The organism is Corynebacterium glucuronolyticum DSM 44120, from assembly GCF_030440595.1.
Lineage (GTDB): Bacteria > Actinomycetota > Actinomycetes > Mycobacteriales > Mycobacteriaceae > Corynebacterium > Corynebacterium glucuronolyticum.
The window spans coordinates 1353341-1378312 of sequence record NZ_CP047452.1; the positions used below are offsets into that span (position 1 = coordinate 1353341).

At 57.4% G+C, this 24972-nt stretch carries 24 protein-coding genes; 11 read left to right on the top strand and 13 right to left on the bottom strand.

From position 1 onward, the window contains the following. The first annotated feature begins 28 nt into the window (after positions 1-28). The 5 genes from secA2 to CGLUCO_RS06140 all read left to right on the top strand — a co-directional run bounded on the left by secA2 (position 29) and on the right by CGLUCO_RS06140 (position 5017). The gene (secA2, locus tag CGLUCO_RS06120; RefSeq protein WP_005390170.1) at positions 29-2308 is read left to right on the top strand and encodes an accessory Sec system translocase SecA2; all 2280 of its coding nucleotides are present in this window, start codon (positions 29-31) and stop codon (positions 2306-2308) included. Between the two features lie 86 nt (positions 2309-2394). Beyond that, positions 2395-2823, top strand: coding sequence for an oxoglutarate dehydrogenase inhibitor Odhl (gene odhI, locus CGLUCO_RS06125; protein WP_005390169.1), 429 nt, complete (start codon positions 2395-2397; stop codon positions 2821-2823). A 231-nt stretch (positions 2824-3054) separates the two neighbouring features. Further along, a complete protein-coding gene (gene ftsR, locus CGLUCO_RS06130) occupies positions 3055-3720 on the top strand; it encodes a transcriptional regulator FtsR (protein ID WP_070739306.1) in 666 nt (221 codons plus the stop codon). 37 nt (positions 3721-3757) lie between these two features. Continuing rightward, positions 3758-4303, top strand: coding sequence for a bifunctional nuclease domain-containing protein (locus tag CGLUCO_RS06135; RefSeq protein ID WP_231286078.1), 546 nt, complete (start codon positions 3758-3760; stop codon positions 4301-4303). 168 nt (positions 4304-4471) lie between these two features. Beyond that, on the top strand, positions 4472-5017 hold the full coding sequence (locus CGLUCO_RS06140) for a MerR family transcriptional regulator (protein ID WP_084036251.1): 546 nt from the start codon (positions 4472-4474) through the stop codon (positions 5015-5017). Positions 5018-5805: 788 nt separating this feature from the next. Here CGLUCO_RS06140 and CGLUCO_RS06145 read toward each other — a convergent pair. The 5 genes from CGLUCO_RS06145 to gnd form a co-directional block, all read right to left on the bottom strand. Continuing rightward, a complete protein-coding gene (locus CGLUCO_RS06145) occupies positions 5806-7290 on the bottom strand; it encodes a hypothetical protein (RefSeq protein ID WP_231286062.1) in 1485 nt (494 codons plus the stop codon). 103 nt (positions 7291-7393) lie between these two features. Next, positions 7394-8260, bottom strand: a complete 867-nt coding sequence (locus tag CGLUCO_RS06150; RefSeq protein ID WP_084036252.1) for a 3-methyladenine DNA glycosylase — start codon at positions 8258-8260, stop codon at positions 7394-7396. Then, entirely contained in the window at positions 8253-9296 is a 1044-nt protein-coding gene (locus CGLUCO_RS06155; protein ID WP_005393884.1) for a hemolysin family protein, read from the bottom strand. Before CGLUCO_RS06155 ends, CGLUCO_RS06150 begins: the two co-directional genes overlap by 8 nt. Next, entirely contained in the window at positions 9293-10678 is a 1386-nt protein-coding gene (locus CGLUCO_RS06160; RefSeq protein ID WP_005393885.1) for a hemolysin family protein, read from the bottom strand. The genes CGLUCO_RS06155 and CGLUCO_RS06160 overlap by 4 nt, the downstream gene beginning before the upstream one ends. Before the next feature lie 82 nt (positions 10679-10760). After that, complete coding sequence (gnd, locus tag CGLUCO_RS06165) at positions 10761-12212, bottom strand: NADP-dependent phosphogluconate dehydrogenase (RefSeq protein WP_084036253.1); 1452 nt, start codon at positions 12210-12212, stop codon at positions 10761-10763. Between the two features lie 109 nt (positions 12213-12321). Between gnd and CGLUCO_RS06170 the strand changes: the two genes are divergently transcribed. Then, positions 12322-12774 carry a PaaI family thioesterase gene (locus CGLUCO_RS06170; RefSeq protein WP_070739297.1) on the top strand — a complete coding sequence of 151 codons (453 nt, stop codon included), beginning with the start codon at positions 12322-12324 and terminating at the stop codon, positions 12772-12774. Positions 12775-12983: 209 nt separating this feature from the next. On the opposite strand, the gene CGLUCO_RS06175 is transcribed toward CGLUCO_RS06170, so the two are convergent. Next, positions 12984-14321 (bottom strand): SLC5/6 family protein, encoded by a 1338-nt coding sequence (locus CGLUCO_RS06175; RefSeq protein ID WP_005393887.1) that lies wholly within the window; start codon positions 14319-14321, stop codon positions 12984-12986. Positions 14322-14478: 157 nt separating this feature from the next. Here CGLUCO_RS06175 and CGLUCO_RS06180 point away from each other — a divergent pair, with 157 nt between their 5' ends. After that, complete coding sequence (locus CGLUCO_RS06180; protein WP_005393889.1) at positions 14479-15114, top strand: class I SAM-dependent DNA methyltransferase; 636 nt, start codon at positions 14479-14481, stop codon at positions 15112-15114. A 35-nt stretch (positions 15115-15149) separates the two neighbouring features. Here the strand turns inward: CGLUCO_RS06180 and pflA are convergent, their stop codons facing one another. The 3 genes from pflA to pflB form a co-directional block, all read right to left on the bottom strand. Next, entirely contained in the window at positions 15150-16019 is an 870-nt protein-coding gene (pflA, locus tag CGLUCO_RS06185; RefSeq protein ID WP_005393891.1) for a pyruvate formate-lyase-activating protein, read from the bottom strand. Positions 16020-16219: 200 nt separating this feature from the next. Then, positions 16220-16471: an autonomous glycyl radical cofactor GrcA2 gene (gene grcA2 / locus CGLUCO_RS06190; protein ID WP_005390145.1), complete on the bottom strand. Its 252-nt coding sequence runs from the start codon at positions 16469-16471 to the stop codon at positions 16220-16222. Positions 16472-16564: 93 nt separating this feature from the next. Beyond that, a complete protein-coding gene (gene pflB, locus CGLUCO_RS06195; RefSeq protein WP_005393893.1) occupies positions 16565-18670 on the bottom strand; it encodes a formate C-acetyltransferase in 2106 nt (701 codons plus the stop codon). 923 nt (positions 18671-19593) lie between these two features. Between pflB and CGLUCO_RS06200 the strand changes: the two genes are divergently transcribed. From CGLUCO_RS06200 to CGLUCO_RS06210, 3 genes are all read left to right on the top strand, one after another. Then, on the top strand, positions 19594-20802 hold the full coding sequence (locus CGLUCO_RS06200) for a cyclopropane-fatty-acyl-phospholipid synthase (protein ID WP_084036254.1): 1209 nt from the start codon (positions 19594-19596) through the stop codon (positions 20800-20802). A gap of 40 nt (positions 20803-20842) precedes the next feature. Beyond that, positions 20843-21340 carry a thiol peroxidase gene (gene tpx, locus CGLUCO_RS06205; RefSeq protein ID WP_005390141.1) on the top strand — a complete coding sequence of 166 codons (498 nt, stop codon included), beginning with the start codon at positions 20843-20845 and terminating at the stop codon, positions 21338-21340. Between the two features lie 85 nt (positions 21341-21425). Then, positions 21426-22166, top strand: a complete 741-nt coding sequence (locus CGLUCO_RS06210) for a TSUP family transporter (RefSeq protein WP_005393898.1) — start codon at positions 21426-21428, stop codon at positions 22164-22166. Between the two features lie 408 nt (positions 22167-22574). Here CGLUCO_RS06210 and CGLUCO_RS06215 read toward each other — a convergent pair whose 3' ends face one another. The 3 genes from CGLUCO_RS06215 to CGLUCO_RS06225 are packed head-to-tail and all read right to left on the bottom strand — an operon-like array spanning position 22575 to position 23795. Continuing rightward, positions 22575-22745, bottom strand: a complete 171-nt coding sequence (locus CGLUCO_RS06215; RefSeq protein WP_005390139.1) for a hypothetical protein — start codon at positions 22743-22745, stop codon at positions 22575-22577. Positions 22746-22747: 2 nt separating this feature from the next. Next, a complete protein-coding gene (locus CGLUCO_RS06220; RefSeq protein ID WP_005390138.1) occupies positions 22748-23443 on the bottom strand; it encodes a YceI family protein in 696 nt (231 codons plus the stop codon). 13 nt (positions 23444-23456) lie between these two features. After that, positions 23457-23795: a hypothetical protein gene (locus tag CGLUCO_RS06225; protein ID WP_311197335.1), complete on the bottom strand. Its 339-nt coding sequence runs from the start codon at positions 23793-23795 to the stop codon at positions 23457-23459. Between the two features lie 114 nt (positions 23796-23909). Here CGLUCO_RS06225 and CGLUCO_RS06230 point away from each other — a divergent pair, with 114 nt between their 5' ends. Beyond that, positions 23910-24296 carry an RNA polymerase-binding protein RbpA gene (locus CGLUCO_RS06230; RefSeq protein ID WP_005390133.1) on the top strand — a complete coding sequence of 129 codons (387 nt, stop codon included), beginning with the start codon at positions 23910-23912 and terminating at the stop codon, positions 24294-24296. A gap of 202 nt (positions 24297-24498) precedes the next feature. Here the strand turns inward: CGLUCO_RS06230 and CGLUCO_RS06235 are convergent, their stop codons facing one another. Further along, positions 24499-24795 (bottom strand): class III extradiol ring-cleavage dioxygenase family protein, encoded by a 297-nt coding sequence (locus CGLUCO_RS06235; RefSeq protein WP_005390132.1) that lies wholly within the window; start codon positions 24793-24795, stop codon positions 24499-24501. Between the last annotated feature and the right edge of the window lie 177 nt (positions 24796-24972).

Genomic DNA, 24972 nt, shown 5'->3' on the forward strand with positions numbered 1-24972 from the left:
AGTGAGGTACGAACAAGGAAGGCGACACATGGCCGGAATGGATTGGTTATGGAACGCGTTGGGCTCCAAGAAGGGGCGCAACCAAAAGCAAAGTAAAAAGGTGGTTGCTGCGGCGACACAAGTCGCAGACGATCTTGCTACGCTTTCCGATTCCGATCTAGCTCGCTATGCCCGCGAACATATAGACGACCAGCCGGCCTTTCTCGCCGCGTTGGGAGTTGCCTCCACACGAACCATCGGACTCACGCCTTTTGCTGTGCAGTCGCAGGCTACGCTCCGGCTTCTTGATGGTGATGTCATCCACATGGCAACGGGCGAGGGAAAGACCCTCGTGGGGGCAATGGCGGCAACGGGGTTTGCGCTCAAAGGCAAGAAAGTGCACCTCATCACTGTGAATGACTATCTGGCCGAGCGCGATGCAACGTGGATGCGCCCGCTGGTGGAGTTCTTCGGGCTCTCCGTTGCCTTTGTCACGGAAAAGTCCACCCGTGAGGAGCGCATCGCGGCATATAAGGCGGACATTGTCTACGGTCCCGTCAACGAAATTGGTTTCGACGTGCTCCGTGATCAGCTCATTACACGACGTGAGGATGCCGTCCAGCACGGCGCGGATGTGGCCATTGTGGACGAGGCTGACAGTGTGCTTGTCGACGAAGCGCTGGTTCCGCTGGTCCTCGCCGGTTCGGTCCCCGGTACAGCGCCCCAGGGCCACATCACCGATATCGTTCGCACCCTCACCCCGGGCAAGCATTACACGGTTGATGCCGACGGGCGTAACGCGTTTCTCACGGATGAGGGAGCTGCTGTGGTGGAGAAAGCGCTCGGAATTGATTCTCTCTACAGTGAAGACCATGTCGGTACCACGCTTGTGCACGTCAACCTCGCCCTTCATGCGGAGGCTCTGCTCCAGCGTGATGTGCACTACATCGTTCGCGATGGGAAGGTTCAGCTTATCGACGCGTCAAAGGGGCGTGTTGCGGACCTGCAACGCTGGCCCGACGGGATCCAGGCGGCCGTAGAGGCGAAGGAAGGCCTCGACGTAACCGAGGGCGGACGCATCCTCGATTCCATGACGCTCCAGGCGCTTATCGGGAGGTACCCCGCAGTGTGCGGGATGACGGGCACTGCTGTAGAGGCAACCGATCAGCTACGGGAGTTTTACAACCTGCGCGTCTCCGTCATTGATCGAGCTGAGCCCTTACGTCGCTTCGACGAAGCCGACCGAATCTACGCTACGGCGGAGGAGAAGATGGAGGCAGTCGTCGCCGATATTCTCGAGCGACACGCCACCGGTCAACCCATCCTCATCGGTACCCATGACGTGGCGGAGAGCGAGGAACTTGCACAAGCTATCCGTGAATACGACATTGATGTCAACGTCCTCAACGCGAAAAACGATGCCGAGGAGGCCGAAATCATCGCTGAGGCCGGAGACATCGGTAGGATCACCGTGTCCACGCAGATGGCAGGGCGTGGCACAGATATCAAATTGGGCGGTGCCGACGAGGCTGAACACGAAAAAGTTTGCGAGCTCGGGGGCCTCTGCGTCATCGGCACCGGTCGTTACAAGTCCTCGCGCCTCGACAATCAGCTACGCGGCCGTGCAGGACGGCAGGGAGATCCCGGTCACGCTGTCTTTTATGTCTCTCTGGAGGACGAGCTCATCCTCAGTGGTGGCGACGGTGAATCCATTACCGCCCACCCCGGGCCGGATGGTCTCATCCAGGAAAAGCGTGTGCAAGATTTCGTTGAGCACTGTCAGCGTGTTACCGAGGGGCAGCTGCTGGAAATTCACTCACAGACATGGAAGTACTCCAAGCTGCTTGCAGACCAGCGTGTAATCATCGACGAACGGCGCGCGACCATTTTGGACACAGACAAGGCGCTGCAAGATTTTGCGGAGCGCACGCCGGATCGTGTGCAGGAGTTGGAGCGTACCGTCGCACACGACACACTTGTGCAGGCCGCGCGTGATGTTATGCTTTACCACCTCGACATGGGGTGGAGCGATCACCTCGCGCTCATGGACGAGGTACGAGAATCCATTCACCTGCGAGCCATCGCGCGGGAAACGCCACTGACTGAGTTTCACCGCATTGCGGTGCGTGAGTTCAAGGATCTCGTTAACCGCGCTGTAGACGAGGCAGTGGATACGTTTAACACTGTAACCGTCGATAACGAGGGTGCCCACTTAGATGATCTTGGATTGTCTCGTCCGTCGGCGACATGGACATACATGGTCGGGGATAACCCCTTGGAAAAGAAGTCCGGGCGCTTCATTCAGGGGGTAACGGATATCTTCCGGTAGACAGAAAATTACCCCACGTGGCGCGTCGAACTGGCTATAGTTGAAAGCAACCGCATGCTTTTTCTACGAGAATTGGAGGCCGCTTAATGGCAGACCATAACGAGATTCCTGAGGCACAGGTAGAAACTACCTCCGTTTTCCGCGCAGACCTCTTGAAGGAAATGGAGTCGAGCGCAAACACGGGTTCGCAACCGGGACTCAACGCGGATAGCCTTCCTTCCGGCTCAGCGCTGCTCGTGGTCAAGCGGGGCCCGAACGCTGGCGCACGGTTCCTTCTCGACCAGCCGGTAACGACTGCTGGTCGTCACCCCGATTCCGACATCCTGCTTGATGACGTAACGGTCTCGCGCCGTCACGCGGAATTTAAGAAGGTTGACGGTGGTTACGAGGTCACCGACGTGGGAAGCCTCAACGGTACGTATGTTAACCGTGAACCTCAGAACAGCCAGGTGCTGTCCTCAGGCGATGAGGTACAGATTGGCAAGTTCCGCCTCGTGTACCTTCAAGCCAAATAGTCCAAACTAATACCCAGGCCTTTCCGTTACACGGAAAGGCCTTTTGTAAAGACTGTGTCCTTGATTGTTTACGGCGTGCCGTTAAGGTGGTGGTGAGGGTACAATCTGAAACCATAACGGTAGGTTTTGTTAGAAGAGGGTGTTGTGAGCGTTCCTGCACGTAAAAATGAGGTAGCTTCCTCTGTTTATGAATCCGCCCGAGGTGGGCGGATTCCCAGGGCAAAGAAAACAATGTCGATTGGTGTCGTGCTCAAGCGCATTAACGAGGAATTTCCAGACGTAACCGTATCTAAAATCCGGTTCCTGGAGTCGGAGGGACTCATCTCTCCATCCCGGACATCCTCTGGATACCGTCGCTACACCGAGGACGATGTCGAGCGCCTGCGTTACATCCTCATTACACAGCGGGATCATTATCTGCCGTTAAAGGTCATTCGGGAACAATTAGAGGCTATCGACGCCGGTGAGGTCGCCTCAATCATGAGTGCGTCATCGTCGACTCCCGTGGTTAGCCCGGAGAACTTCCGCGATCCTGCTCCCGTGCGACTTTCCGATGTGGATCTCGCCAACGGCTCCGGTGCGGACGAGGATCTCGTATTCGAGTGCATCAAGCTGGGACTCATCACCCCTGATCCTGCGGGATATTTCACGGCAGATGACATGGCAATTGTCACCACTGTCGCACGCCTGACCGATGCAGGACTTCAGTCGCGCCATCTCAAGAGCTTGAAGAACGCGGCGATTCGCCAATCGGACATCGTGGAACAGGTAACGCAGCCCCTCGCCATGGGACGGGATGACACAGCGAAGCACCGGGCAGACGAAAAACAGCAGGAGATCGCTGCGCTCGTCGTGTCTCTGCATGCGACCCTCTTGAAGAACGCTCTCAGGAGTTAATGCGATGGGGAAGAAACCGGCTCTGCGCGAAGCAATCATGGATCAGGTCTGGTACTCCTTCGACCGTACCTACGCATGCCTGAGCTTTCGGGTTGGGAATGTTCTCCTCCCCGTGTGGGTGCCCGGAAGTTCAGCTGTCCATCTAGAGCGACGGCTCGTGCGACCCCCAAATCGCCCAGAAGGGGTGGATCTGCTCCTGGATCGGATTGAAGACATTGGCGTGGACAAAGTTGCGATAACCGGCTATTCCGACGGTGTGTTTTATGCCACCATTTATTTGAGAAACGGTGAGGAGATCGACTGTCGGCCGACGGATGCACTGGTCATGGCCGATCTCATCGAAGATACGTTGTATATCGGAGAGGATGTCCTCTGTGAATGTGGACTTTCCGTTGATGAACAAACGGATCTTTTCGATCTATTTGAAGGTACGGTACCCCTCCAACCGCAGGGCGAACACATTCAATTCGATCCGAGCGATATTGACATTTCAGACGACGATGAGTTTTCGGCTCTCATGGGTGACTTGGGAATCAGTGAAAGTGATTTGAAGCTTGACTTAGAGAACCCCGATGACCAGTGAGTTTAAAGCGCCATGCTGTACGTGTGGCGCTTTTTTCATACGACACGCCGTCTACAACTTGTAAACTACACGGATGTGACTAGTGTTAAAGTTGAACTTCAGAGTTGCAAGGTGGTTCTGCTTTGCACATTGGAAATGTAGGTAAACACCACGACTAAAGGATGACACATGGTAAACGATGATCGCCCGATGCAAGAGTCCCTTTTCGACATCGGACCCGATGAAGAAGTTGGCTACCGTGTTCCCACAACCTGCCAGGTTGCCGGGATCACCTACCGCCAGCTTGATTACTGGGATCGAACCAACCTGGTGCAGCCTTCCATCCGCGGTGCTCACGGTTCGGGCTCGCAGCGCCTGTATTCGTTCCGTGACATTCTTGTTCTGAAAATTGTGAAGGGGCTGCTGGACACCGGTATTTCCTTGCAAAATATTCGTTCTGCCGTTGAAAAGCTGCGCGATCTTGGTGTCAATGATCTTGCGACTATCACCCTCGTTTCCGACGGCAAGACTGTGTATGAGTGTCGCTCCGCCGGAGAAGTTATCGACCTGCTCAACGGCGGACAAGGCGTGTTCGGTATCGCCGTGCCGAGCATTATGAAGGATCTTACGGGTACGATCACGCAGTTCCCGCACGAGCGACTAGACCAACCAGCAGAGGGCGAGACCACGGGTTTGGACGAACTGGCTGAGCGTCGTCGCCGCAAGCTTTCCTAGCTTCGTATTACAAAGCCGCACGGGTAAGTCATCCTCCCCGTGCGGCTTTTTCTTCTAATCTATTGCTGGGAGCAGTGTGCATCAGGTCGGGGTTGTTTCCTTAGATCCGTAAATGACCATGTCTGATGCGGGTGGAGGCCGACGGGAAGCATGAGTATTTCCGTTTTGTAAGGCTATCTGTGACGGTGACACGTTTCCCTGTGGCCGAGTTCGTGAATCCGCTTGACTTCCTAGAGGACATTTCGTTTGACGCTTTAGTCTCACACGCAGCTTGGAGCAGGCGATTGAGGTTACAGGCGGTGCGTTTGGCGAGTCCACAGCGGAACTTGTGCGCCACTCTGTCCCGATGTCCCCAGCGCCCCGATGCCACTACGTCCAGATGTCACCACCACGACTCCCGTCGTGAAGAGCGGGAGGAGCGACCCCGGTCTTATGACTGCCTTCGCGTGCAGTGGCACCCGCGAGGCGGCCACCCGGCCGTACGTTTCGTTTCCTCTGGGCCATTGAGACGCAGGTAGAGAAACTGGAGAAGAGGCCTACGGATTGGCATAAGCGGGCGCAGTTCCGTTTAGGCGGCAGCCCCAGCCCACCTCGTGCTAGCCGGGTTGTGTTAGCCGGGTTGCGGGGTGGCGGCTACCGGGCTAGCAATTAGAGCTAGCACGCCGGGCCACTCAAACGAAACACCATCCACAGGCAGGCGAACCGTGACGGCACGTCCGGAACAGAACGTCGTCGAGAAGCGAAAAGCCCGGCCACAACGGGCCGGGCATTGAAGTGTGCGCTCAAAGCTACTGCGTGGGGCTTAGGCTCTGCAAGGCCACACGAAGCGCCTGCGGAGTAGCAGCATCGGTAACGAGTCCACCGGTCGCATCTGCGGCCCAGTTCTCGAGTGCCTGATCGTGATCGCCCTTACCTATATGGATGACATTGACGCGGACATCAGCATCGCCGCGAGTTGCATTGAGCTCATCGGTGTAGGCCGTGTCGTCAGCGAGATCTGCCGTTCCGGTGGTGAGAACGGTAAGGTTCACCGGCTTCTGGATCGCCCGGCTCCTATCTGCGGCGGTGCCGAGAGCTGCAACTACGCTGGAACGTGTCCACGACTCGCCGCCGGAACCGAGGATGACGACGTGGTTCGCTGCTGCTTCCCCACCTGCACCCTCATCGAAGGTGACGTTCTGGCGCCATCCCTTCGTCACGCCCGGATTAAGCGGGGAGGAATAATTCCACAGTGAGATGCTCGTCCCAGCGCCACCGACGGCGCGGGCATAGTCGGCGACGGCCGACTGCGCCTCTGTTAGCCACGTATTGTCGGACCCGTTAGCAACGTTGCCCATGGCGGCGGAGGTATCAAGGAGTACAAGCGTGTCTAGCGGCTCACTGAAATCAACGGCGGGAGCTGCCTGTTTCTGCTCGGATGTACCGGTACCCGACGAATTACCCGCGATAGCGGAAGCAGTGGCGAGCCAGGACGCGTGGGTTTCATCCGGTTGACGGAAGGAATCCTGGGATTCGAGGAACGAACCGAAATCGAAGGCAGCGCGTGCCTGCAGCTCAGGGACCTTGTCCGTGGAGGTAAGAGGCACGTAGTAGGTGGATAGTGCGTAGTCGTCGGGGTTATAGAAAGAGTATCCCTCCGGTCTCTGCACTCGGGTTGCAGCGATGATTGGGTGTCCTTCGGAAACAGCGCCATCAAGGGATTCGACCTGACCTTTTTCCAGAAGCTGGGAAGCAACTGCCGCGTCACCGTTTGCAAGAGCCACGGCCACAGCCGCCGAGACAGTGGGGTTATCCGCAGGGAATGCGATGTCTAGGTCTTTGAGATTCGACCAATCTCCGCCGGGGAAGTCCGCGCCATCTTTGTGAACTAGCCCCAGTTGTGTTTGCGCCGCGATGGGCCAGTTTTCCGACGCACCGGAGCGACCGGATGCCGCGAGGAACTGGTGCACGCCATCTGGAGAGCCAGCTATCGCCACGCCGGCGGCGCTTTCAATGTCTTCCCTTACAGTGCCCGTCACACAGTGGTCCTGGACGACGGGAGCAGTGTCTGAGTATTGCTGTAGCAGTTGGACAAGGCCACTGTCATTGCTTGCGGCGACGTGAAACGAAGCTGAACCCTCAGGGCAGTCTGCCTTGGCATTTCCCGGGGTGTCTGAGTCTCTGTTGACCCAGGCGTAGATGCCTCCGGCGATGACGAGAAGAAGTACCGCCAGAAGGGCGACGAATCCCTTTGACACGGAGTAGTTGTTTTCCCCGGTCGAATGACGTGCCACAGTAAGTCCACCTTCTATGTTTGGTCGTGCGGTCTAAAGCTCACCCGTGCAGGCGAGGGTTATTTCCATTGTAAGCAATGCGCGGGGTGCTGGTTGTCTCCAGTTAGGGAGTGTCTACTCCGGCGGCTTCGAGTGCCGTCAACAGGCGCGAGCGGATGGCAGTGCCACGCCGGGCGAGTTCGCGTTGTCGGTGCACGAACTGGGCTTTTCCCTCTGTCGTCTCCACCGCGACAGGGTCGAGCCCGAAGGCGCGGCAGTCATACGGTGATGCCTGCATATCGAGAATGCGCGCATCGCAGGCGAGGAGAAAGGCATCTACAGTGATGTCGCTGCTAATGAGTGGTTCCATCTTGAACGCCCACTTGTACAGGTCCATCGTCGCATGCAAACAACCGGCTTGCTCCATCACGGGCTGCAGATCCCGCGTGAGCTGCGTTTGGTTGAGGGACCGGGCGGCATCGGTGAAGAAGCGGAACGCATCGTAGTGGGTGCAGCGGATATCGTGGCTGTCCACAACGTCGACAACGCCGTCGGAGCCGAGGCGCAGTGGAAGCGAGTGGCGGGGCGTTTCCTTGTAGCACATCGCCCATTCGTGCAGGCAGAAGCAGTCATAGTGGGCGGTGTGTGCGGTCGTCGCACGCAACAGATTGGCTACGTAACGCGCGGTTTTTCCACGCTTGGCTAGGAACGCATCGGTATCGCACCAGGTGATGTCGCCATCGCTGACGTAGTACTTCCAGTTGGCGTGCGGGCATGCGCCCGCGATGGCGATGCCTGCTCCCGGATGCCAGCGCCGGAACTTTCCGGGGGAGTTGCGGTAGTAGTCAAAAATGAAGTCCCACACGGGATGTTTCTCACCCCGCGCGTGCCGGTCGAGGTGGGCTTTGGTGAGCGTGTCGACGCTCTCCTCGTGGGCACGGGCGAGCGGCATCCATTCGCTTGCGCTTAGTACTTTCTGGGGCCTACTCATGCGTCCAGTCACGCACCGTTCCTACGTACTCCTCGATGAGGTCCTCCAGAGCGACCATTCCGAGAATTTTCCCATTCTCTGTGATGAGACCCATGTGGGCGCGGTCGCGGCGCAGGATCCGCAGGGCATCGTCCATGGGCGTGGCAGCATCCATGACCTTCAGCGAACGGATCTCCGAGCGTTCAATAATCTCGTCCTCTGCTCCGGGATCCTCGGACACCATCTTCTCTAGTACATCCTTGACATGGATGTAGCCGACAAAACCTGTGGTCGAGCGGACGGGGAAGCGGGAGAAACCCGTTTCAGCTACAGCGGCCTCGAGCTGCTTGACAGTCGGGTTCAGAGGAACGGAGATGACCTTGTCTAGGGGGATACACAATTCCTTCACCCTGCGTCGTGCAGCACCCAGCGCCTTCTTCAGTCGGACGTGCTCCTCGGCGTCGATAAGCCCCTCGGAACGAGACTCCGCGATCATCGCGGCGAGCGAGGAGGAATCAACAGTGGAATCAAGCTCGTCTTTTTGCTCGATCCCGAAGGCTTTGAGTGTCATCCGTGCGATCCAGTTCACAAAGTGGATGAACGGCCGAGTGATCTTTTCAAAAGCAATGAGTGGCGGGACGAGTATCAGCGCCGTCGATTCGGGGCCTGCGATCGCAAGGTTCTTCGGCACCATCTCGCCGAGCAGAATGTGGAGGAACGTGATGATGAAAAGGGAGATCGCAAAAGACAACGGGTGGAGGAGGTCTGGCGGAATGGCCATAGCCGCAAAGGGACGCTCCAGAAGGTGAGCGATCGCGGGTTCGCCGAGCTTGCCCAAAATAAGTGAGGCAATAGTCACGCCGAGCTGCGCGGCCGCGAGCATGAGGGAGAGATGCTCCATCGCGTCAAGGACGGTGCGTGCACGATGATTCCCCTGGCTGACGAGGGTTTCCAGACGATCCTTGCGAGAGGAGATGAGAGCAAACTCGCCGCCCACGAAGAAAGCGTTGAACAGCAGCAATACGATGATGAGGAGGGATGCCGTCCAGATACTCATTGCTGCATCGCCTCCGCTTCCTCGTTCGTGATGGGGGTCAACAGGGCTCGATCGATGCGCATTCCGTCCATCTGTGTGACGCGTGCGATCCACCGACCGGGGAGTCCGGACTCGAATTCGTCGAGGTAATCCCTATCTGTTTCGGGCAAAAGGACGGTTTCCCCGCCCTCGGGTATCGCCCCGAGCGTGGCCATGATGAGACCACCGAGTGATTCGTATGGGCCCTCGGGTGCGTAGTACCCGATCTTATCTGGCAGCTCATCCACGCGAGCGAGACCAGAAACGTCCCAACTGTGTGTGCCCGCTTTCCGGTATTCCTGCTCCTCGTAGGCATCGTCGTGTTCGTCGTACACCTCGCCGAGGATTTCTTCCACCACATCTTCCATCGTGACAAAACCGGCAGTACCGCCGTATTCGTCCGCGATGAGGACGACCTGCGATCCTGCAGAACGGACAGCCTTGAGCACGGCATCGCCGTCGAGGGATTCGGGGACGACGGGCACTGTGCGAGCAAGCTCGATGACCTGAGTTGTTGAGCGCTTATCGCGCGGCACGCCGAAGGCTGACTTCACGTGGACAACGCCGAGCGTCTCATCCAGATCACCGTTGACAACGGGGAAGCGAGAGTAGCCGGTGTCGATGGCGACGCGCAGGAGGTCGTTAACAGTGTCATCGGCTTGCAAAGAAACAATGGTAGACCGTGGTGTCATGAACTCATCAGCATCCGATTCGCCAAACTTGAGCGAACGATCGAGCATCTGGGCTTCGGACTGATCAAACTTGCCCTGATTAGCGGAGTTTCGCACCAAAGCGCCGAGCTCCTGCGGGGTGCGGGCCGACGCGAGCTCGTCGGCTGGTTCAACGCCGAGCTTTCGTACTAGCGCGTTTGCCGCCCAGTTGAGTGCTTTGATGAACCAAGAGAAAACCTTATTAAAGATCTGGACGGGCGGGACGACGAAGCGGGCAGTTGCCAGGGGTTTAGTAATGGCTAGGTTCTTGGGCACCAATTCGCCGTAGACCATGGAAAGGAGCGTGGCAACGATAAGCGCGAGAATGAGTGCCACGGAGGTCGCGAGCTCTTCACTAAGTCCCACGAGAGTGAGGAGAGGGGTGAAGTATGTAGAGAGAACCGGTTCTGCGAGGTAACCAGTAGCCAGTGTGGTGATGGTGATGCCCAGCTGGGCACCGGAAAGCTCAAAAGACAGATTGTTGTGCGCCTCTTTGATCGCCAGCGCTCGGCGGTCGCCAACCTGTTTAACGTGGCTGTCGATCGTTGCCCTCTCGAGACCTGTGATTGCGAACTCAATGGCAACGAACAGGCCTGTAAGCCCCGTGAGGGCGACGAAGCCAACGAGGGATAAAATACTTAAAAATATGTCCATCAGTGATCACACATAGCATAACAGTGGAAACAACAGCACCCGCGCTTTGACAGACAAAACGCGGGTGCGAGACAAAAATTATTTAGTACTCAACTTCCGAGCGATCCTCAGACCACAGGGTGTGGAAGGTGCCTTCCTTGTCCACACGCTTGTAGGTGTGAGCACCAAAGAAGTCGCGCTGACCTTGGATGAGAGCGGCGGGCAGGCGGTTGGAACGCAGACCGTCGTAGTAGCTCAGTGACGATGCGAACACGGGCACCGGCACTCCGCGCTTTGTTGCCTCAACGACAACGCGGCGCCAAGAGTCCACCAGACCATCGAGCTCACCGTTGAAGTACGGGTCGAGCAGAAGAGACGGAAGCTCCGGGTTCTTCTCAAAGGCATCGGTAATGCGGTTGAGGAAGGTTGCGCGGATGATGCAGCCCCCGCGCCAGATCTTGGCAAGCTCACCGGGCTTAATCGTCCAGTTGTATTCCTTCGCCCCGGCAAGGATCTCGTCGAAGCCCTGAGCGTAGGCAACGAGCTTCGAGGCGTACAGAGCGCGACGAACGTCCTCGACAAATTGATCCTTGTCCACAGCTTCCTCAGACAGGGTGCCGGAGGGCAGTTTGTCCTGCGCAGCAGCGCGCTGGTCGAGGCTGGAGGACAGTGCACGGGCGAAGACGGCTTCACCAATACCAGTGACCGGGATGCCGAGGTCGAGAGCTTCCTTGGCCGTCCACCGACCGGTACCCTTCTGGCCGGCCGCATCCACAATGACGTCGACAAGCGGTTTGCCCGTCTCAGCATCCTTATGGGCGAGAACCTCAGCGGTGATCTCAACCAGGTAAGAGTTCAGGTCACCCTTGTTCCACTCGCCAAAGATCTCGGAGATCTCATCGGTATCCAGCCCGCCAACGCGACGCAGGAGATCGTAAGCCTCGCCGATGACCTGCATGTCAGCGTATTCGATGCCGTTGTGTACCATCTTCACAAAGTGTCCTGCACCATCGGAGCCGACGTGCGTGCAGCACGGCTCGCCGTCGACGTGAGCAGAGATGGATTCCAGAAGCGGTCCGAGAGATTCGTACGCCTTCTCCGTGCCGCCGGGCATAATCGACGGGCCGTGAAGTGCGCCTTCCTCGCCACCGGACACGCCGGTGCCAACGTAGTGCAGGCCACGGGCGCGGATTGCCTTCTCGCGGCGGATGGTGTCGGTGAACAGAGAGTTACCGCCATCGATGATGATGTCGCCTTCCTCCATCGCAGCGGCGAGCTGCTCAATGACGGCATCGGTGGCGGCACCGGCCTGAACCATGATCATGGCACGGCGTGGTTTTTCGAGGCTAGCCACGAAATCCTCGATGGTATCGGACGGGAGGAAATCTCCCTCGGAGCCGTGGTTTTCCATGAGCGCCTGTGTCTTGGCGAAGGTGCGGTTGTAGACGGCGACGGTGTAGCCCTTGGAAGCGAAGTTGCGGGCGAGGTTGGAACCCATGATGGCGAGTCCAACGACGCCGATTTGGGCCTTCTTGTCAGGAGTTGCTTCTGTCATACTTAGTATCGTACCTAGTCCGCCGGTGGGAGAGCAGTCTCGGCAACAAAGTTGCCAACTTTTTCCTTCACACGAGCCGGAACCCCACAATCGCGGTAGCCTTAAGGCCATGAAGCTGCAAGAGTTATGTGCCCGTGCCCATTCCCGCCCTCTCGATGAGCAGGAAATAGCGGAATTTAACGCTGCCACCGGCGGGTTGGACAGCACGCTCGGGGCGCGATACACGGCTATTTCCCGCGGAACGGTAACAATGGAGTTGGAGATCACAGACCGCGTCACCCAGCCTTTCGGTATCGTTCACGGTGGTGTGTACTCAGCACTGGCGGAATCGGCGGCATCTGTTGGTGGGCTCGTGGCCACTGCGGGAGCCCGGGGAGTTGCGGGCATCTCCAATTCCACCGATTTCGTCTCGTCCGCAGCGCACGGCACGATCACCGTGACGGCGCAGGCCGTGCACTGCGGAAAAACGCTGCACCTGTGGAACGTGACCTGTACCAGCGGCGAGCGGATCCTGGCCAAGAGCGCCGTCCGCCTCATCGTGCACAGTGCGCGGATGGACTAAAAACGAACTTTCCAGCTTGTACGTCCTCTGTTGGAAAATAGTACGAGCGCAGAAGTGTGTTGGGTGCGTTGTTGTCTATGTCTGTTGGCTGAGTCCGATGGGTGAATCGTCGCTTGTAGCTGTTGCCCGCACACTCATTTTCTGCACAAGAAATCCCCTGCCCGTTGCGGGCAGGGGAAGGTCGTTTCGCGGTACGCCGGTTCTTTTACTTAGGAGAACAGGTGGACGAGACCGAGGAAGATGCCACTAATAGCGATCAGGCCGGTCACGATAACGAAGATATTCGATGCGTTCTTGCGGTATGGCTTGAACACATCGACGGTGTAGATCGCGATCATCGGCATGAGGTACAAGATGGACGCGATAACAGGGCCGGAGAGCGATTCGATGATGGACAGAATCGAGGGGTTCATGATCGCCGCGATCCAGGTTGTGACGAACATAAACACGGCGACACCGGTATTGATTGCCTTCATCCCTACCTTTTCCACAAAAGCGGGTGCAGAGGCACGAACGAGTCCGGCAGCGCCCTCAGCGGCACCGAGGTAGTGGCCGAAGAAGCTGGAGACGATGGCGGCAAAGGCTACCAACGGTCCGAGGTAGGAGATCAGGGGGTTGCCGTGCACGTTGGCCAGGTAGGACAGAACCGGGAGGTTCTGTTCCTTGGCCTCAGCCATGCCGTCGGGGCCGAGTGCAAGGACGCAGGACCAGACGAAGAACATCGTGAACACGACGAGGAGGATCATCGTCCAGAACAGGACGCGTGATGCGTGCTGAGTGGAGCGCGAGCCGTGTGCGCGCTGCATGGCAACGGAGAACTGGGAGATTGCCGGGGAGTGGTTGAAGGCGAACACCATGACGGGGATGATGATGAACACCGAGTAGATGATGGAGCTCGGAGAGTTATCGCCGATCTCCATGAGGCCACGGAAGTCCCACGACGGGATGAGGTAGATGGACACGCCGAAGAGGCAAGCGATGAGCGGGTACACCATCCAGCCGGTGACGATGAGCATGAGGCGCTCGCCCCACAGCAGCACGGCCATCATGGCGGCGATGAGGATCGCGGAGAGGATCGCGCGGGGTACTTCGGGCCAACCCATCTGGTTGACGAAGAAGGAGTTCACGGTGTTGGTGATGGAGACACCGTAGATGAGCACGATGGGGTAAATCGCGAGGAAGTAGAGGATCGTGATGATCCAGCCGGGAATCTTGCCAAAGTACTGAGCTGCGACGACCGTGATGTCATCGGCGTACCCCGGGGAGAGGCAGACGAACCGCGACAGCGCACGGTGAGAAAAGTACGTCATTCCCGGAATGAGAAGTGTGACGATGAGTAGCGGCCAGAAGCCGCCGATACCAGCGTTGAGTGGGAGGAACAAAATTCCGGCGCCGACGGCGGTACCGAACAAGCTGAATACCCAGCTGCGGTCGTAAGCTTTGAGGTCGGAGGGAATTTCGTCGCGTTGCCGTGCGGAGTCGTCTGCAGCCGCAGTGGGTGTGCGGTCGACGGCATCATTGGCTTGTGTATTTTTTGATGAAGCCACGTTGGTCCTTTTCTGTAGATTATTGGACTAACTGTGTTGACCAGATCACATTCTGCTCAACATTTTACGTACACCACCCTAGGGGGTTGTAACAGTGGGAAACAAACCGAATTACGTATGTCGGGTACCCCCGATTGGTTAGACTACAGTTGTTTTTATGCCCACATGGAAACAGATTACGGATAACAACCCGCAGCATTCAGTCGCCTATGCCCAGCGCTGGGACCGTATCGAAGCGGAGGGAAAAGACATCTACGGGGAGGCTCGGCTTGTCGACGCTCTCGTGGATCGGAAGTCTCAAATCCTAGACGTAGGCTGTGGTCAAGGTCGGATCGGTGGATACCTCGTTGGTTGTGGGCACGCGGTGACGGGGGTGGACATCGATCCCTATCTCATCGACGTTGCCCGCTCTCGTCATCCGGAAGCCACCTGGGACGTCGCCGACCTCGTTGCCGATGAGCTCCCGGCCGGCCCCTTCGACGCTGTCATTAGCACGGGAAATGTCTTTACCTTCTTGGCTCCGGGCTCCCAGGGTGCGGTGTTAGAAAAGCTAGCGGGTCTTCTCAAGCAATCTGGTCGCCTGGTACTCGGGTTTGGATTGGATCGCGGTTACAGCTTCGATCAGTTCGAAGCTGATTGGGAGGCGGCGGGTTTGCGCAGCTCCTTGCTGCTGCAAAGCTGGGATCTTCGTCCGTTCACGCGAGGACGTTCCTCCTTTGTGGTCGCCATCCTCGAGCACGCTGAAAAGCAAGCGAAGCCGTCGCTCGACCTCGGCCTGTTGAAGAAGTTTTAAAAATATGGACTGGGTACCTACCCAGTCCATATTTTTTAGAAAGTAGTGAGGCCGTAGGAACGGAATACGGCCCGTGCTGCCTCCACCGCCTTTGCTGACGGCGGCTTCACGCCCTCGAGCTTGTACTCCATATCGAGGTTCTTCCACTTATCGGCACCCATGTTGTGGAAGGGGAGAACCTCCACACGCTCGACGGATGACTTCCAGCGGGAAACGATTTGAGCGACGCGCTCAATGTTTTCCGGAGCGTCCGTCCAACCAGGCACCAGGACGAAGCGAATCCAGATCTTCTTGCCAAGTTTGGTGAGACGCTCACCAAAGTCCAACGTTGGCTGAAGGTCGCGGCTCGTTACCCTCTTGTATGTGTCCGGAAAGCCAGACTTCACATCGAGGAGGAAGAGATCGATGTTGGCGATGTCATTATCGGTGAGCCTGGCGCCGAGGAAACCAGACGTGTCGATCGCCGTGTGGATGCCCGCCGCGTGAACTGCCTCCAGAATCCGTCGCGTAAACGCGATCTGGAAAAGCGGCTCACCACCGGAGATCGTCAGGCCGCCACCAGAGGCGTTAAACACGGGGCGATACCGTTTAATCTTCTTGATGATCGCCTCGACATCCTCCAGCGTGCCCTCCTTCATATCCATTGTGTCGGGATTGTGACAGTACACGCAACGCAGCGGGCACCCGGAGAGGAAAAGCGTCATGCGGGTACCAGGTCCGTCGACGGCCGTCACAAGTTCCCACGAATGAACGAGCCCCACGGACCCCGTTCTCCTCGCCGCGAAAAGTTCGGAGCGCTCGGCTTCTGCAAGATCGGAATGTCCGCCGATGCCGCCGGCCATGCCACGTATGCGTTCACCGTCGGAGGGAGCGATAGTAACCGTTGAGTTTAATCCATCTGCCATAGTGTTCCTCCTCGTGATTAATCGTTGTTCATCTCATTTCGACCGCATCCATGATGAGCACCTGTAGGAGGCGGCTATCGCACAACGTCCACTGTTAATTAGATATTACCAAATGTAAAGCCGTGGTGAGATAGGATCCACGGGCATATGAAAGCGCCCGCCACGGGAGTACGCAGCGGGCGAGTTGGGAAAACTATCCCTTAAGCGTTGTGGTGGAACGTACGGGAGAGGACGTCCAGCTGCTGCTCGCGGGTCAGCTTGACAAAGTTAACGGCGTAACCGGAAACGCGAACGGTGAGGTTCGGGTACTTCTCCGGGTGCTCCATTGCGTCTTCGAGCGTGGACTGATCCAGCACGTTGATGTTGGCGTGGTAGAGGCCAGACTCGGAGTTGTTCTTCTCGCGGTTAGCCTTCATGGATTCCATGCGGGACTCGAAAGTCTGAGCAGACATATTGTTATCTCTCTTTCTGTATTTACGGGGCCCCGGGCCGGTTCCTCCACAGGGGAGGGGCCCAGGAAGATTGTTTGAAGCCTACGGTGTCGATTAGGCGGGGCAGTTATCGCCGTCGATGATGAAGCCGGCGTCCAGGATGCCAACGAGGTTGTTGACCTGCTCATCCTTGTTGCGACCAAGGCCCGACGGGGTGATGGTGTTGGTCAGCGAAATGCCGTCCAGCGCATCGTTGTAGTCCAGCTTGCCCACGGAAAGCATGGATGCAACCATGCCGTGGCTGTCTGCGCCGTTCTCGGGGTTCGCACCCGGTGCGAACGGGGTGCCTGCCTTGTGGCCGGACGGGAAGGCACCGGTGGCCTTGCCGTACACCACGTTGGAGGTGATGGTCAGCACGGACTGCGTCGGGATAGCGTCCCGGTACATCGGGATTTCCTTGATCTTCGACATGATGGTGTGAACCACCGTAGCCGCAATATCATCGGCGCGGTCATCGTCGTTGCCGTAGCAGGGGAAGTCACCCTCGGTCTTGTAATCGACGATGAGACCCGTCTCGTCGCGCACCGGGTAAACCTTGGCGTACTTGATGGCGGAGAGCGAGTCAGCAACGATGGACAGTCCGGCGATGCCACAGCCCATGGTGCGGACAATCTCGGCATCGTGGAGTGCCATCTCGACGGCCTCGTAGGCGTAACGGTCGTGGCAGTAGTGGATGATGTTCAGAGCCTCTACGTAGGTGCCGACAACCCAGTCCAGCATCTCCTCGTACTTCTCCCATACCTCGTCGAAGTCGAGCGGGCCATCGCCCTGAACGCCCTCGCGCTCGTCGGTGATCTGCTTGCCGCTGACCTCGTCGCGACCGCCGTTCATGGCGTAGAGGAGAGCCTTAGCGGAGTTCACGCGGGCACCGAAGAACTGCATCTGCTTACCCACGCGCATCGGGGACACACAGCACGCGATTGCCGCATCGTCGCCCCACTGCTTACGAATCTGCTTGTCGGACTCGTACTGGATAGAGGAGGTCTCGATCGAAATAGCGGCGCAGAATTCCTTGTAACCAGCCGGAAGTTCCGGATCCCAGAAAATGGTGATGTTCGGCTCCGGGGCGGGACCAAGGTTACGCAGTGTCTGCAGCAGGCGGAAGGAAGTCTTGGTGACCAGCGGGCGCCCGTCGTTGGAAAAGCCAGCATCGGACCAGGTTGCCCAGTAAGGATCGCCAGAGAAGATCTGATCGTAATCCTCGGTGCGGAGGAAGCGAACGATGCGCAGCTTGATGACGAGTGCGTCGATGATCTCCTGGGCATCGTCCTCAGTAATGGTGCCAGCAGCGAGGTCGCGCTCGAAGTAGCAGTCGAAGAATGCGGAGAGGCGACCGAAGGACATAGCGGCGCCGTCCTGGCTCTTGACGGAAGCAAGGTAGCCGAAGTACGTCCACTGAACAGCTTCCTGGGCGGTCTTAGCCGGGCCGGAAATGTCGAACCCGTACATTTCAGCCATGTGCTTCAGCTTCTTCAGCGCCTTGATCTGCTCGGAGTGCTCCTCGCGGTAGCGAGCCCAGTGTTCGGAGAAGTTGTCGCCTGCAACCTTGTCCTTTTCCGCAGTCTTCTCCTCGATGAGACGGTCAACACCGTAGAGTGCAACTCGACGGTAGTCGCCGATGATGCGGCCACGGCCGTAGGCATCCGGCAAGCCGGTGATGATGTGGGAAGAACGAGCGGCGCGGATGCGCGGGGTGTAGATGTCGAACACCGCGTCGTTGTGGGTCTTGCGGTAGCGGGTGAAGATCTCCTCAACATCCGGGTTAACTTCCTTGCCGGCCTCCTTGATGGCCTGCTTCACCATGCGCCAGCCACCGTTCGGCATCATGGCACGCTTCAGCGGGACATCGGTCTGCAGACCGACGATGACGTTGTCGTCGTCAGAAATGTAGCCAGCAGGGAAGGCATCGATGTCAGCAGGGGTTTCGGTATCAACATCGTAGATGCGCTTCTTACGCTCGACGGAGAGGTAGTTCTCCTCAAGGTGATCCCAGACACGCTTGGTCTTCTCGGTCGGGCCGGAGAGGAACGAAGCATCACCCTCGTACGGAGTGTAGTTCTTCTGGATGAAGTCGCGGACGTCGATTTCATCCTGCCAGTTGCCGGGCTCAAAGCCCTTCCATTCTGCAGCGACCTTCTGGTTGTCTACTTGTGCAGTCACAGTTCCCGCCTTTCGGGTTAGGTCCGTTAAAACTTAGCTTGCGAGCCGGAAGCCGCTTCTTCAATCCAGGTACATACGTACGTGCCGTGGAGATCGCCCTGTCCGGGCGTTCGCGACTATCGGCCTTTCGTTGAGTCACTGTACACACAAAAAGATCATCCTATTTGCACGTCGCCCGCGAAGGTTTCGCCACCAAACTTTCGTCACCGCCGTGACCTGCCCGGTTGCGGGCGACGGGCCCGAGAAAGGGAAGAGAGATGTGAGAAATCTACCTGTGTAATGTGACCTACAACATACTAAAAGTGGGGTGCCGGCAAACATTTTTGACCGCACTAAAAGCTTTTCTAACCCCGGCCGTTTATAAAGTGCGAGGTTAATCGAACTGACATCAGACAACCGGCGGTAATGTAACACACTTTATTGTAGAAAGGGTACGAAAGTACTCCCCCCGAATGGTGCACGTTATTGACGCTCGGTGATTGTGTGAGCGATTCACTGGATAGGACATCGGACAACCTCAAGGCGCGTTCTCAAGCGAATTCGCCCATTGGTACAGCTCATCTAAGGTATGTTGGCGCAGTTTCTACGGGTGAGGAACGTAGTGTGAATGGTAATGGTGGCGGGATATGTCGGCGTTGTGCTGCATGTTCTCCACGTCCTATCGCGGGTCTCTTTGGCCCTCTATATATAGGGTGTGAAAAAACTAGGATGGATGTACGTGACGGATCGGGGGACACTGGTGCGTCGGCAAGGCACAGTTGTGCCTCCACGGTCCGCAGGGGTCTGATGTTTGGAAGGGAACATGTGTGCCGACAAAAACCACACTCGTGTTTCTGCTTTCGGGTGGACCGCTGGCCCCACCTCTTCGCGGCATAGGTGTGTCGGAAGACCAACCGCGTTCAACTTTGGGAAAATGGAAAGTGATGAGCACTCCAGAGCACCTTTCGCATGTAGATCCCGATCTTTGGCCGGCCGTCGCTACTGTTCCGACGGGTGGGCTTTTCGGGCGTACCCGCGTGCGGAAAGCAGAAGCGCACTTCGCGGACATATGCCGCGAGGCTGGTATCAGTCTAGGAACCGGTGCAGATATAACCGTCTCGTCGGATGCATTGTTCTATCGTCTTGCTGAGTCCGGGTGGCTCGGGATCGGTGAATCGTACATGGCAGGAGAGTGGACTGCCGGTGATCTGCCGACGGTTCTTCGCCGTCTCATGAGTGTTGCCTATGTGCCGAAGAAAAAAGCTCGGGTCGTTCCCTCGAACGAGGAGGCTATGGGGATCCCAACGGACCTTCGCCGCCTCGCGTCCGGGAGTTTGGTCAGCCTGCAACCTGGCATCTTTAACGCGGGCATCCCGACTGTAACCACACCCAATCCAGCTCTGACCACACGAACCTATTCGGCGCCGGGACGGGTCCTGCCGCGAGACCTCGACGAAGCCCAACAGCGGGCGCTTGCCGTTTTGTGTGCAGACGTAGATATCCGCAGTGGCGATTTCGTCAGCGAACTTGGATATAACGGTGCAGCGTTGAGTGCGGTTGCATCTTCCATGGGGGCTAGGGCAGAGTACCTGAGTGCTGACCCCCTCAACGTGGAAAAAGTGCGAGCTGCTCGCATCCCCGGCGTATCCGTCGGGCGCATACCCTTTCCAGTCCCAACTGAACGCACGCGGCCCCGTCGATTCACGGTAGTGACTACGGGAGACTACGCCAATGTGCTATCTGAATCTGCGTTCTCGGCGTTTGTGCGGTGGGGAAGCGAAAACCTGTCTCCGGTCGGCTCAGTCGCTGTTTCCGCCCTCGTGCGCACTGGCGATCACGCGATTATTGACCACGTACTTCAGGTGACACGGCGCTACCTCGCACCAACCTTTAGACTTCCAGATGCGGCAAAGATGAGCAGAATCGTTAGCCGTGCAAGTGGCTTGCCGAAGCTGTCGACCACGGTCTTTGATACGCACGTCGCACCAAGCTTCGGTATCTTCTTTACTAACTTTGACAACGCCGAATCTGAGGCCGCAGCGTTGGGATTTGACTCCTGTTATCGCAACTTGTTCCGCTTCACACTTGCAAGCGTCGAGGCGTTAGGGGAGAGCGGGATGATCGGTGCCCGACATATAATTGCGAGCCACTAGGATGTAGCGCTGGCAAACAGTTTCCTCTACATTGGGGTGCATGGCTGAAGTAACTTTTCAAGGAAATGCAGTAACGACCTCCGGCAGTCTCCCCGCCGTCGGGGACAAGGCTCCGGACTTTACTGTTGTGGCTGGCGATCTATCGGACCGCACTCTTTCCGATTTCTCCGGGAAGAACCTGGTCATCAACATCTTCCCGTCCGTAGACACCGGCGTTTGCGCACAGTCGGTGCGTACCTTCAACGAGAAGGCATCCTCACTGGATAACACCGTTGTTCTGTGTGTATCCCGCGATCTTCCCTTCGCCCTCGACCGTTTTTGCGCCGCGGAGGGGCTGGAGAATGTGGAGACGGCATCCGATTTCCGCCACGGTTTCGGTGAGGCGTTCGGTATCGAGCAGGTAAGCGGACCTCTGACAGGTCTTTTGGCTCGCGCTGTCGTCGTCATCGACCCCCAGGGGGAGGTTACGTACACCCAGCTCGTTCCGGAGATCGGCGAGGAGCCGGATTACGATAAGGCCCTAGCAGCGCTGTCCTAAGAGCCCGGGAAGTAAAATTGTCGGTCGTGGGAATCCTCCCACGACCGTTTTCTTTTTAGAAAGAGCTACACTTGTGCTTGCTGTTATGCTCGTCGGATCGCTCGTTGCAGGGCTTATCGACGCCCTCATCGGCGGTGGGGGACTTATCCTTCTGCCTCTCATTCTCATCTGCAACCCGCAGTTTTCAAATGCGCAGGCACTGGGCGTAAATAAGGTAGCTGCGATTGTCGGGACGGGAAGCGCGGCGTTCACTCTGGGGGCAAAGGTAGATTCGGCGAGGCGATCGCTACGCTATGCACCGTTGGCTTTGGTCGGTGCGGGTCTTGGAGCGTTGGTGGCGAGTAACGTCGACAAGGCGATTATGCGGCCAATCATTGCAGTTGCGCTCGTCCTGGTAGGGGCGTTTGTGCTGTTCAAACCGTCTTTTGGGCAATCGTCTACGCGGTATCCGCACACCACCGTCAGGGTTGTGGCCATATGTGCGGCGGTGTTGGCTATTGGCATCTACGATGGCACGTTCGGTCCGGGAACTGGAGTGTTTTTCATCATGGCCTTTACGAGCATCCGCGGCGGGGATTTTCTCGAGAACGCCGCTTGGGCGAAGATTGCGAACACATTTACCAACCTTGGGGCGCTCATCGTGTTTTCGTTCCACGGGGAGATTCTGTGGGGACTTGGCCTTGCGCTTGCAGTTGCGAACGTCATTGGGGCACAGATCGGCGCCCGACTCGTGATGGCAAAGGGGGCGGGGATGCTTCGCATTCTGATCTTGGTCCTCGTCGTGGTGATGTCTGCGAAGCTGGGATACGACCAGTTCCTCGCCTAGGCGGGGAAGTCCTAACTGACATAATGTACATTATCGGACAGTTACCCGTACATTGGCGTTTTGTGGGGCTTCATGTCCGGTTGACCGCTCCCTCCAAGGAGTCATGCTATGGTTCATGCCCGGTGATGAGGCCTCGTACTGCTTTCGATGTCCTATCCGTGCTCGACGATCTCAGGACCCGTCAACACCCGGCGAATTGTCCGCCAATTGTTCTCCGCAGGATGTTTCGCTCTTACGTCTGCATGGTTGGGAAATCTCTACGGGTTCCTTTGAGGCGTATCGTACTTAACCCCTACAACTGATCGGCGCCAGGGAAAGAAAAAGCGCAGCCCCCTTTTGGGCTACGCTATTCAACACTCAGGTCCTCCAGGGGTGTTTTTATGCCGGGCTCTGCACGTCACTATTTCGTCACTGTGACAAATTGCGGTACGTGTATGTCAGCTGAAAGACGGTCCACGCAGTTAACGCCACGGCGATGAGTGTGACTACCCACATGGATTTCACTGCAACGAAAATTGTGAAGCCGATAAGGACGACAAGTCGCAACCAAATGAATGGAAGCATACGTTCGGCGAGCATGTCTATTCCTTTTCAAACGTGAGGCGAATGTTCGCCTCGCCTTCCTCGTTGATCAAGGCCGCAACAAACTCCGGAGGCTTGACATCGTAATCGAGGCGGTTGATCGGAAGCGTCGAGGCGATGGTCACGTGCTTGCCACTGCGAACGACATCGAAAACGGGCTCCACGTGGTTGGTTACGCCGTGGACGGTGAGCTCACCTGGAATTGTGACCTGGCCCACGCTACCGTCGCTGGGGATTCCGCTTAGATCCACGGACTCGTTGGTGGTGAAGCTCGCCGTTGGGAATTGGTCTGTGTGGAACAGCTTGCGGCGGATGCTGACATCGCGATCCTGGACATCTGTGCGCAGTTTCACAAGGTCAGCGGTAACGTCGCCGGAGACGAGCGTGTCGTCTTCCACCTTGACGGTCCCCTCAACGTAACGCGTCGAGCCGGACGTGTACTTCTTCTCGTTGGGGAGCATCTCGTAAAAGGTGAAGCCCACCGAAGAATGGTTACTTTCCGGGCCGGGAACGACCTTCCATGTGCCGTTGAGGTCGGTGGATGCGCTGGTTACGCCGGTGTTGTCGATGCCCTCCGTCTTCACACCATGGGAGGTGAAAGCCTTGTACACCATCGGTGCTACTCCGGCGAGGGCAACAACGATGATAGCGACAATGGCAATGGGGACGATGAGAGGTAATTTCCTGCGACGCATAATGTCGATTAGTTTACCGTAGTTTTTCAGTAACTCGAGTTAGGGTAACCAGATCGTCGATAAGCCCCTCGAGCTCGGTTTGCGTGGCCCCGTCTCGGACAGCCTCACGGATGTCTTCGGCTGCGCAGCGAACCTCAAAGAGCTTGTCCTTTAGCTCATCTGCCTGATCTGGAGTGAGCATGACAGCATTGTTGGGAATATTTGTGTTGGATAGATTGTTTCTTTGTTCGTACGCGCGCTGTCGACAAGCCTGGCTGCAGTATTTGCGGCGACGCCCGCAGGAACCTGCCTCGATCGGCTTGCCACACCACGCGCACGACGGCTGCTTTCTGGCTGTTTTGGACTGTTCCACGTCTAACACCATAGGCCATGGTTGCGGTCGTAGGTTATAATAGTTTGTTACGTCACTGCTTCATCGAGCGTGGAGCAGAGAAATTGGACACTCACGAAGGGAAGTTGCAGCTACATGGCAGATCGGGTACTGCGCGGCAGCCGCATGGGCGCCGTCAGCTACGAAACTGACCGCGATCACGATCTCGCGCCTCGTCAAATGGTGAAATACCGCACGGAAGATAATGAGATCTTCGATGTACCCTTCGCCGACGATGCGGAGATTCCGCAGGAATGGCTGTGCAAGAACGGGAAGATCGGCACCCTCGTTGAGGGTGAGGGCATGGAATCCAAACCGACGAAGCCACCACGGACGCACTGGGACATGCTCTGTGAGCGCCGTTCCATGGAAGAGCTCCAGGTACTTCTTGACGAGCGTGTCGACGCACTCCGCAAGCGTCGTCGCCACGCTGCCAAGCTGCTTAAGCAGCAGAAGGAAGAGGAAGCAAAGAAGAACGCATAGGTTGCTCTGGCATCCTGTTCGTAGAGGTATCCCGTCATCGACAGGGATCCCATCGTGCGGGCGCGGTTGAAGGTGGACACGGATTTCCCCTCAGTCGCGCCCGCAAAGTATGCCAGGGAGAGAAAATGATCCGGCGTGGGAACGGCGCGGGCGAAATCGGGGTCCCCGTACAGTTCAGTGAAGCTCGTCGGCTCAGCAGTGATCAGCTCTGCCGCTTTTCGTCGAAGCGGTCTGCCCTATCGAAACCTGCTTCGGTGTGCCAGTCAACGGCGGATAGGTTGTGGACGATGTTACCGGAGCCGATGGGCAGTGCGCCGGGGATGGTGGAGAGCTTCTTTCCGAGCTCAATGTGATAGTCAACGGGTTCGTCGGCGTTGACTGAAACCTGGCTGACGGGAATATCTGCGTGGGGGAACATATGGCGCAGGACGCTCCACGTGCTATGGTCGATCCCCCACCGCGTATCCTTTTCCACGCAGATGGGTTTTGCGGCCTCCACAACTTCCCCCCGCGACCTCCGGAGAACCGGGGACGGGATATTCAACCTCGCTGAGCGCGGGCGGGAAGCCCCAGAAATCGTGAATGGTTCGGGGGTCTTCCATCGCCGTCACGTAGGTGCCGTGTGTGTGTACCAGTGGGCGGACACGGCGATGATTGCTTCTGGGTTTCCTACCTT

Bases quoted from the DNA above. Each gene is read 5' to 3' on its own strand.
- secA2 (WP_005390170.1), top strand. From the start codon at position 29: ATGGCCGGAATGGATTGGTTATGGAACGCGTTGGGCTCCAAGAAGGGG.
- odhI (WP_005390169.1), top strand. From the start codon at position 2,395: ATGGCAGACCATAACGAGATTCCTGAGGCACAGGTAGAAACTACCTCC.
- ftsR (WP_070739306.1), top strand. From the start codon at position 3,055: ATGTCGATTGGTGTCGTGCTCAAGCGCATTAACGAGGAATTTCCAGAC.
- CGLUCO_RS06135 (WP_231286078.1), top strand. From the start codon at position 3,758: ATGGATCAGGTCTGGTACTCCTTCGACCGTACCTACGCATGCCTGAGC.
- CGLUCO_RS06140 (WP_084036251.1), top strand. From the start codon at position 4,472: ATGGTAAACGATGATCGCCCGATGCAAGAGTCCCTTTTCGACATCGGA.
- CGLUCO_RS06150 (WP_084036252.1), bottom strand. From the start codon at position 8,260: ATGAGTAGGCCCCAGAAAGTACTAAGCGCAAGCGAATGGATGCCGCTC.
- CGLUCO_RS06155 (WP_005393884.1), bottom strand. From the start codon at position 9,296: ATGAGTATCTGGACGGCATCCCTCCTCATCATCGTATTGCTGCTGTTC.
- CGLUCO_RS06160 (WP_005393885.1), bottom strand. From the start codon at position 10,678: ATGGACATATTTTTAAGTATTTTATCCCTCGTTGGCTTCGTCGCCCTC.
- gnd (WP_084036253.1), bottom strand. From the start codon at position 12,212: ATGACAGAAGCAACTCCTGACAAGAAGGCCCAAATCGGCGTCGTTGGA.
- CGLUCO_RS06170 (WP_070739297.1), top strand. From the start codon at position 12,322: ATGAAGCTGCAAGAGTTATGTGCCCGTGCCCATTCCCGCCCTCTCGAT.
- CGLUCO_RS06180 (WP_005393889.1), top strand. From the start codon at position 14,479: ATGCCCACATGGAAACAGATTACGGATAACAACCCGCAGCATTCAGTC.
- pflA (WP_005393891.1), bottom strand. From the start codon at position 16,019: ATGGCAGATGGATTAAACTCAACGGTTACTATCGCTCCCTCCGACGGT.
- grcA2 (WP_005390145.1), bottom strand. From the start codon at position 16,471: ATGTCTGCTCAGACTTTCGAGTCCCGCATGGAATCCATGAAGGCTAAC.
- CGLUCO_RS06200 (WP_084036254.1), top strand. From the start codon at position 19,594: ATGAGCACTCCAGAGCACCTTTCGCATGTAGATCCCGATCTTTGGCCG.
- tpx (WP_005390141.1), top strand. From the start codon at position 20,843: ATGGCTGAAGTAACTTTTCAAGGAAATGCAGTAACGACCTCCGGCAGT.
- CGLUCO_RS06210 (WP_005393898.1), top strand. From the start codon at position 21,426: ATGCTCGTCGGATCGCTCGTTGCAGGGCTTATCGACGCCCTCATCGGC.
- CGLUCO_RS06215 (WP_005390139.1), bottom strand. From the start codon at position 22,745: ATGCTCGCCGAACGTATGCTTCCATTCATTTGGTTGCGACTTGTCGTC.
- CGLUCO_RS06220 (WP_005390138.1), bottom strand. From the start codon at position 23,443: ATGCGTCGCAGGAAATTACCTCTCATCGTCCCCATTGCCATTGTCGCT.
- CGLUCO_RS06230 (WP_005390133.1), top strand. From the start codon at position 23,910: ATGGCAGATCGGGTACTGCGCGGCAGCCGCATGGGCGCCGTCAGCTAC.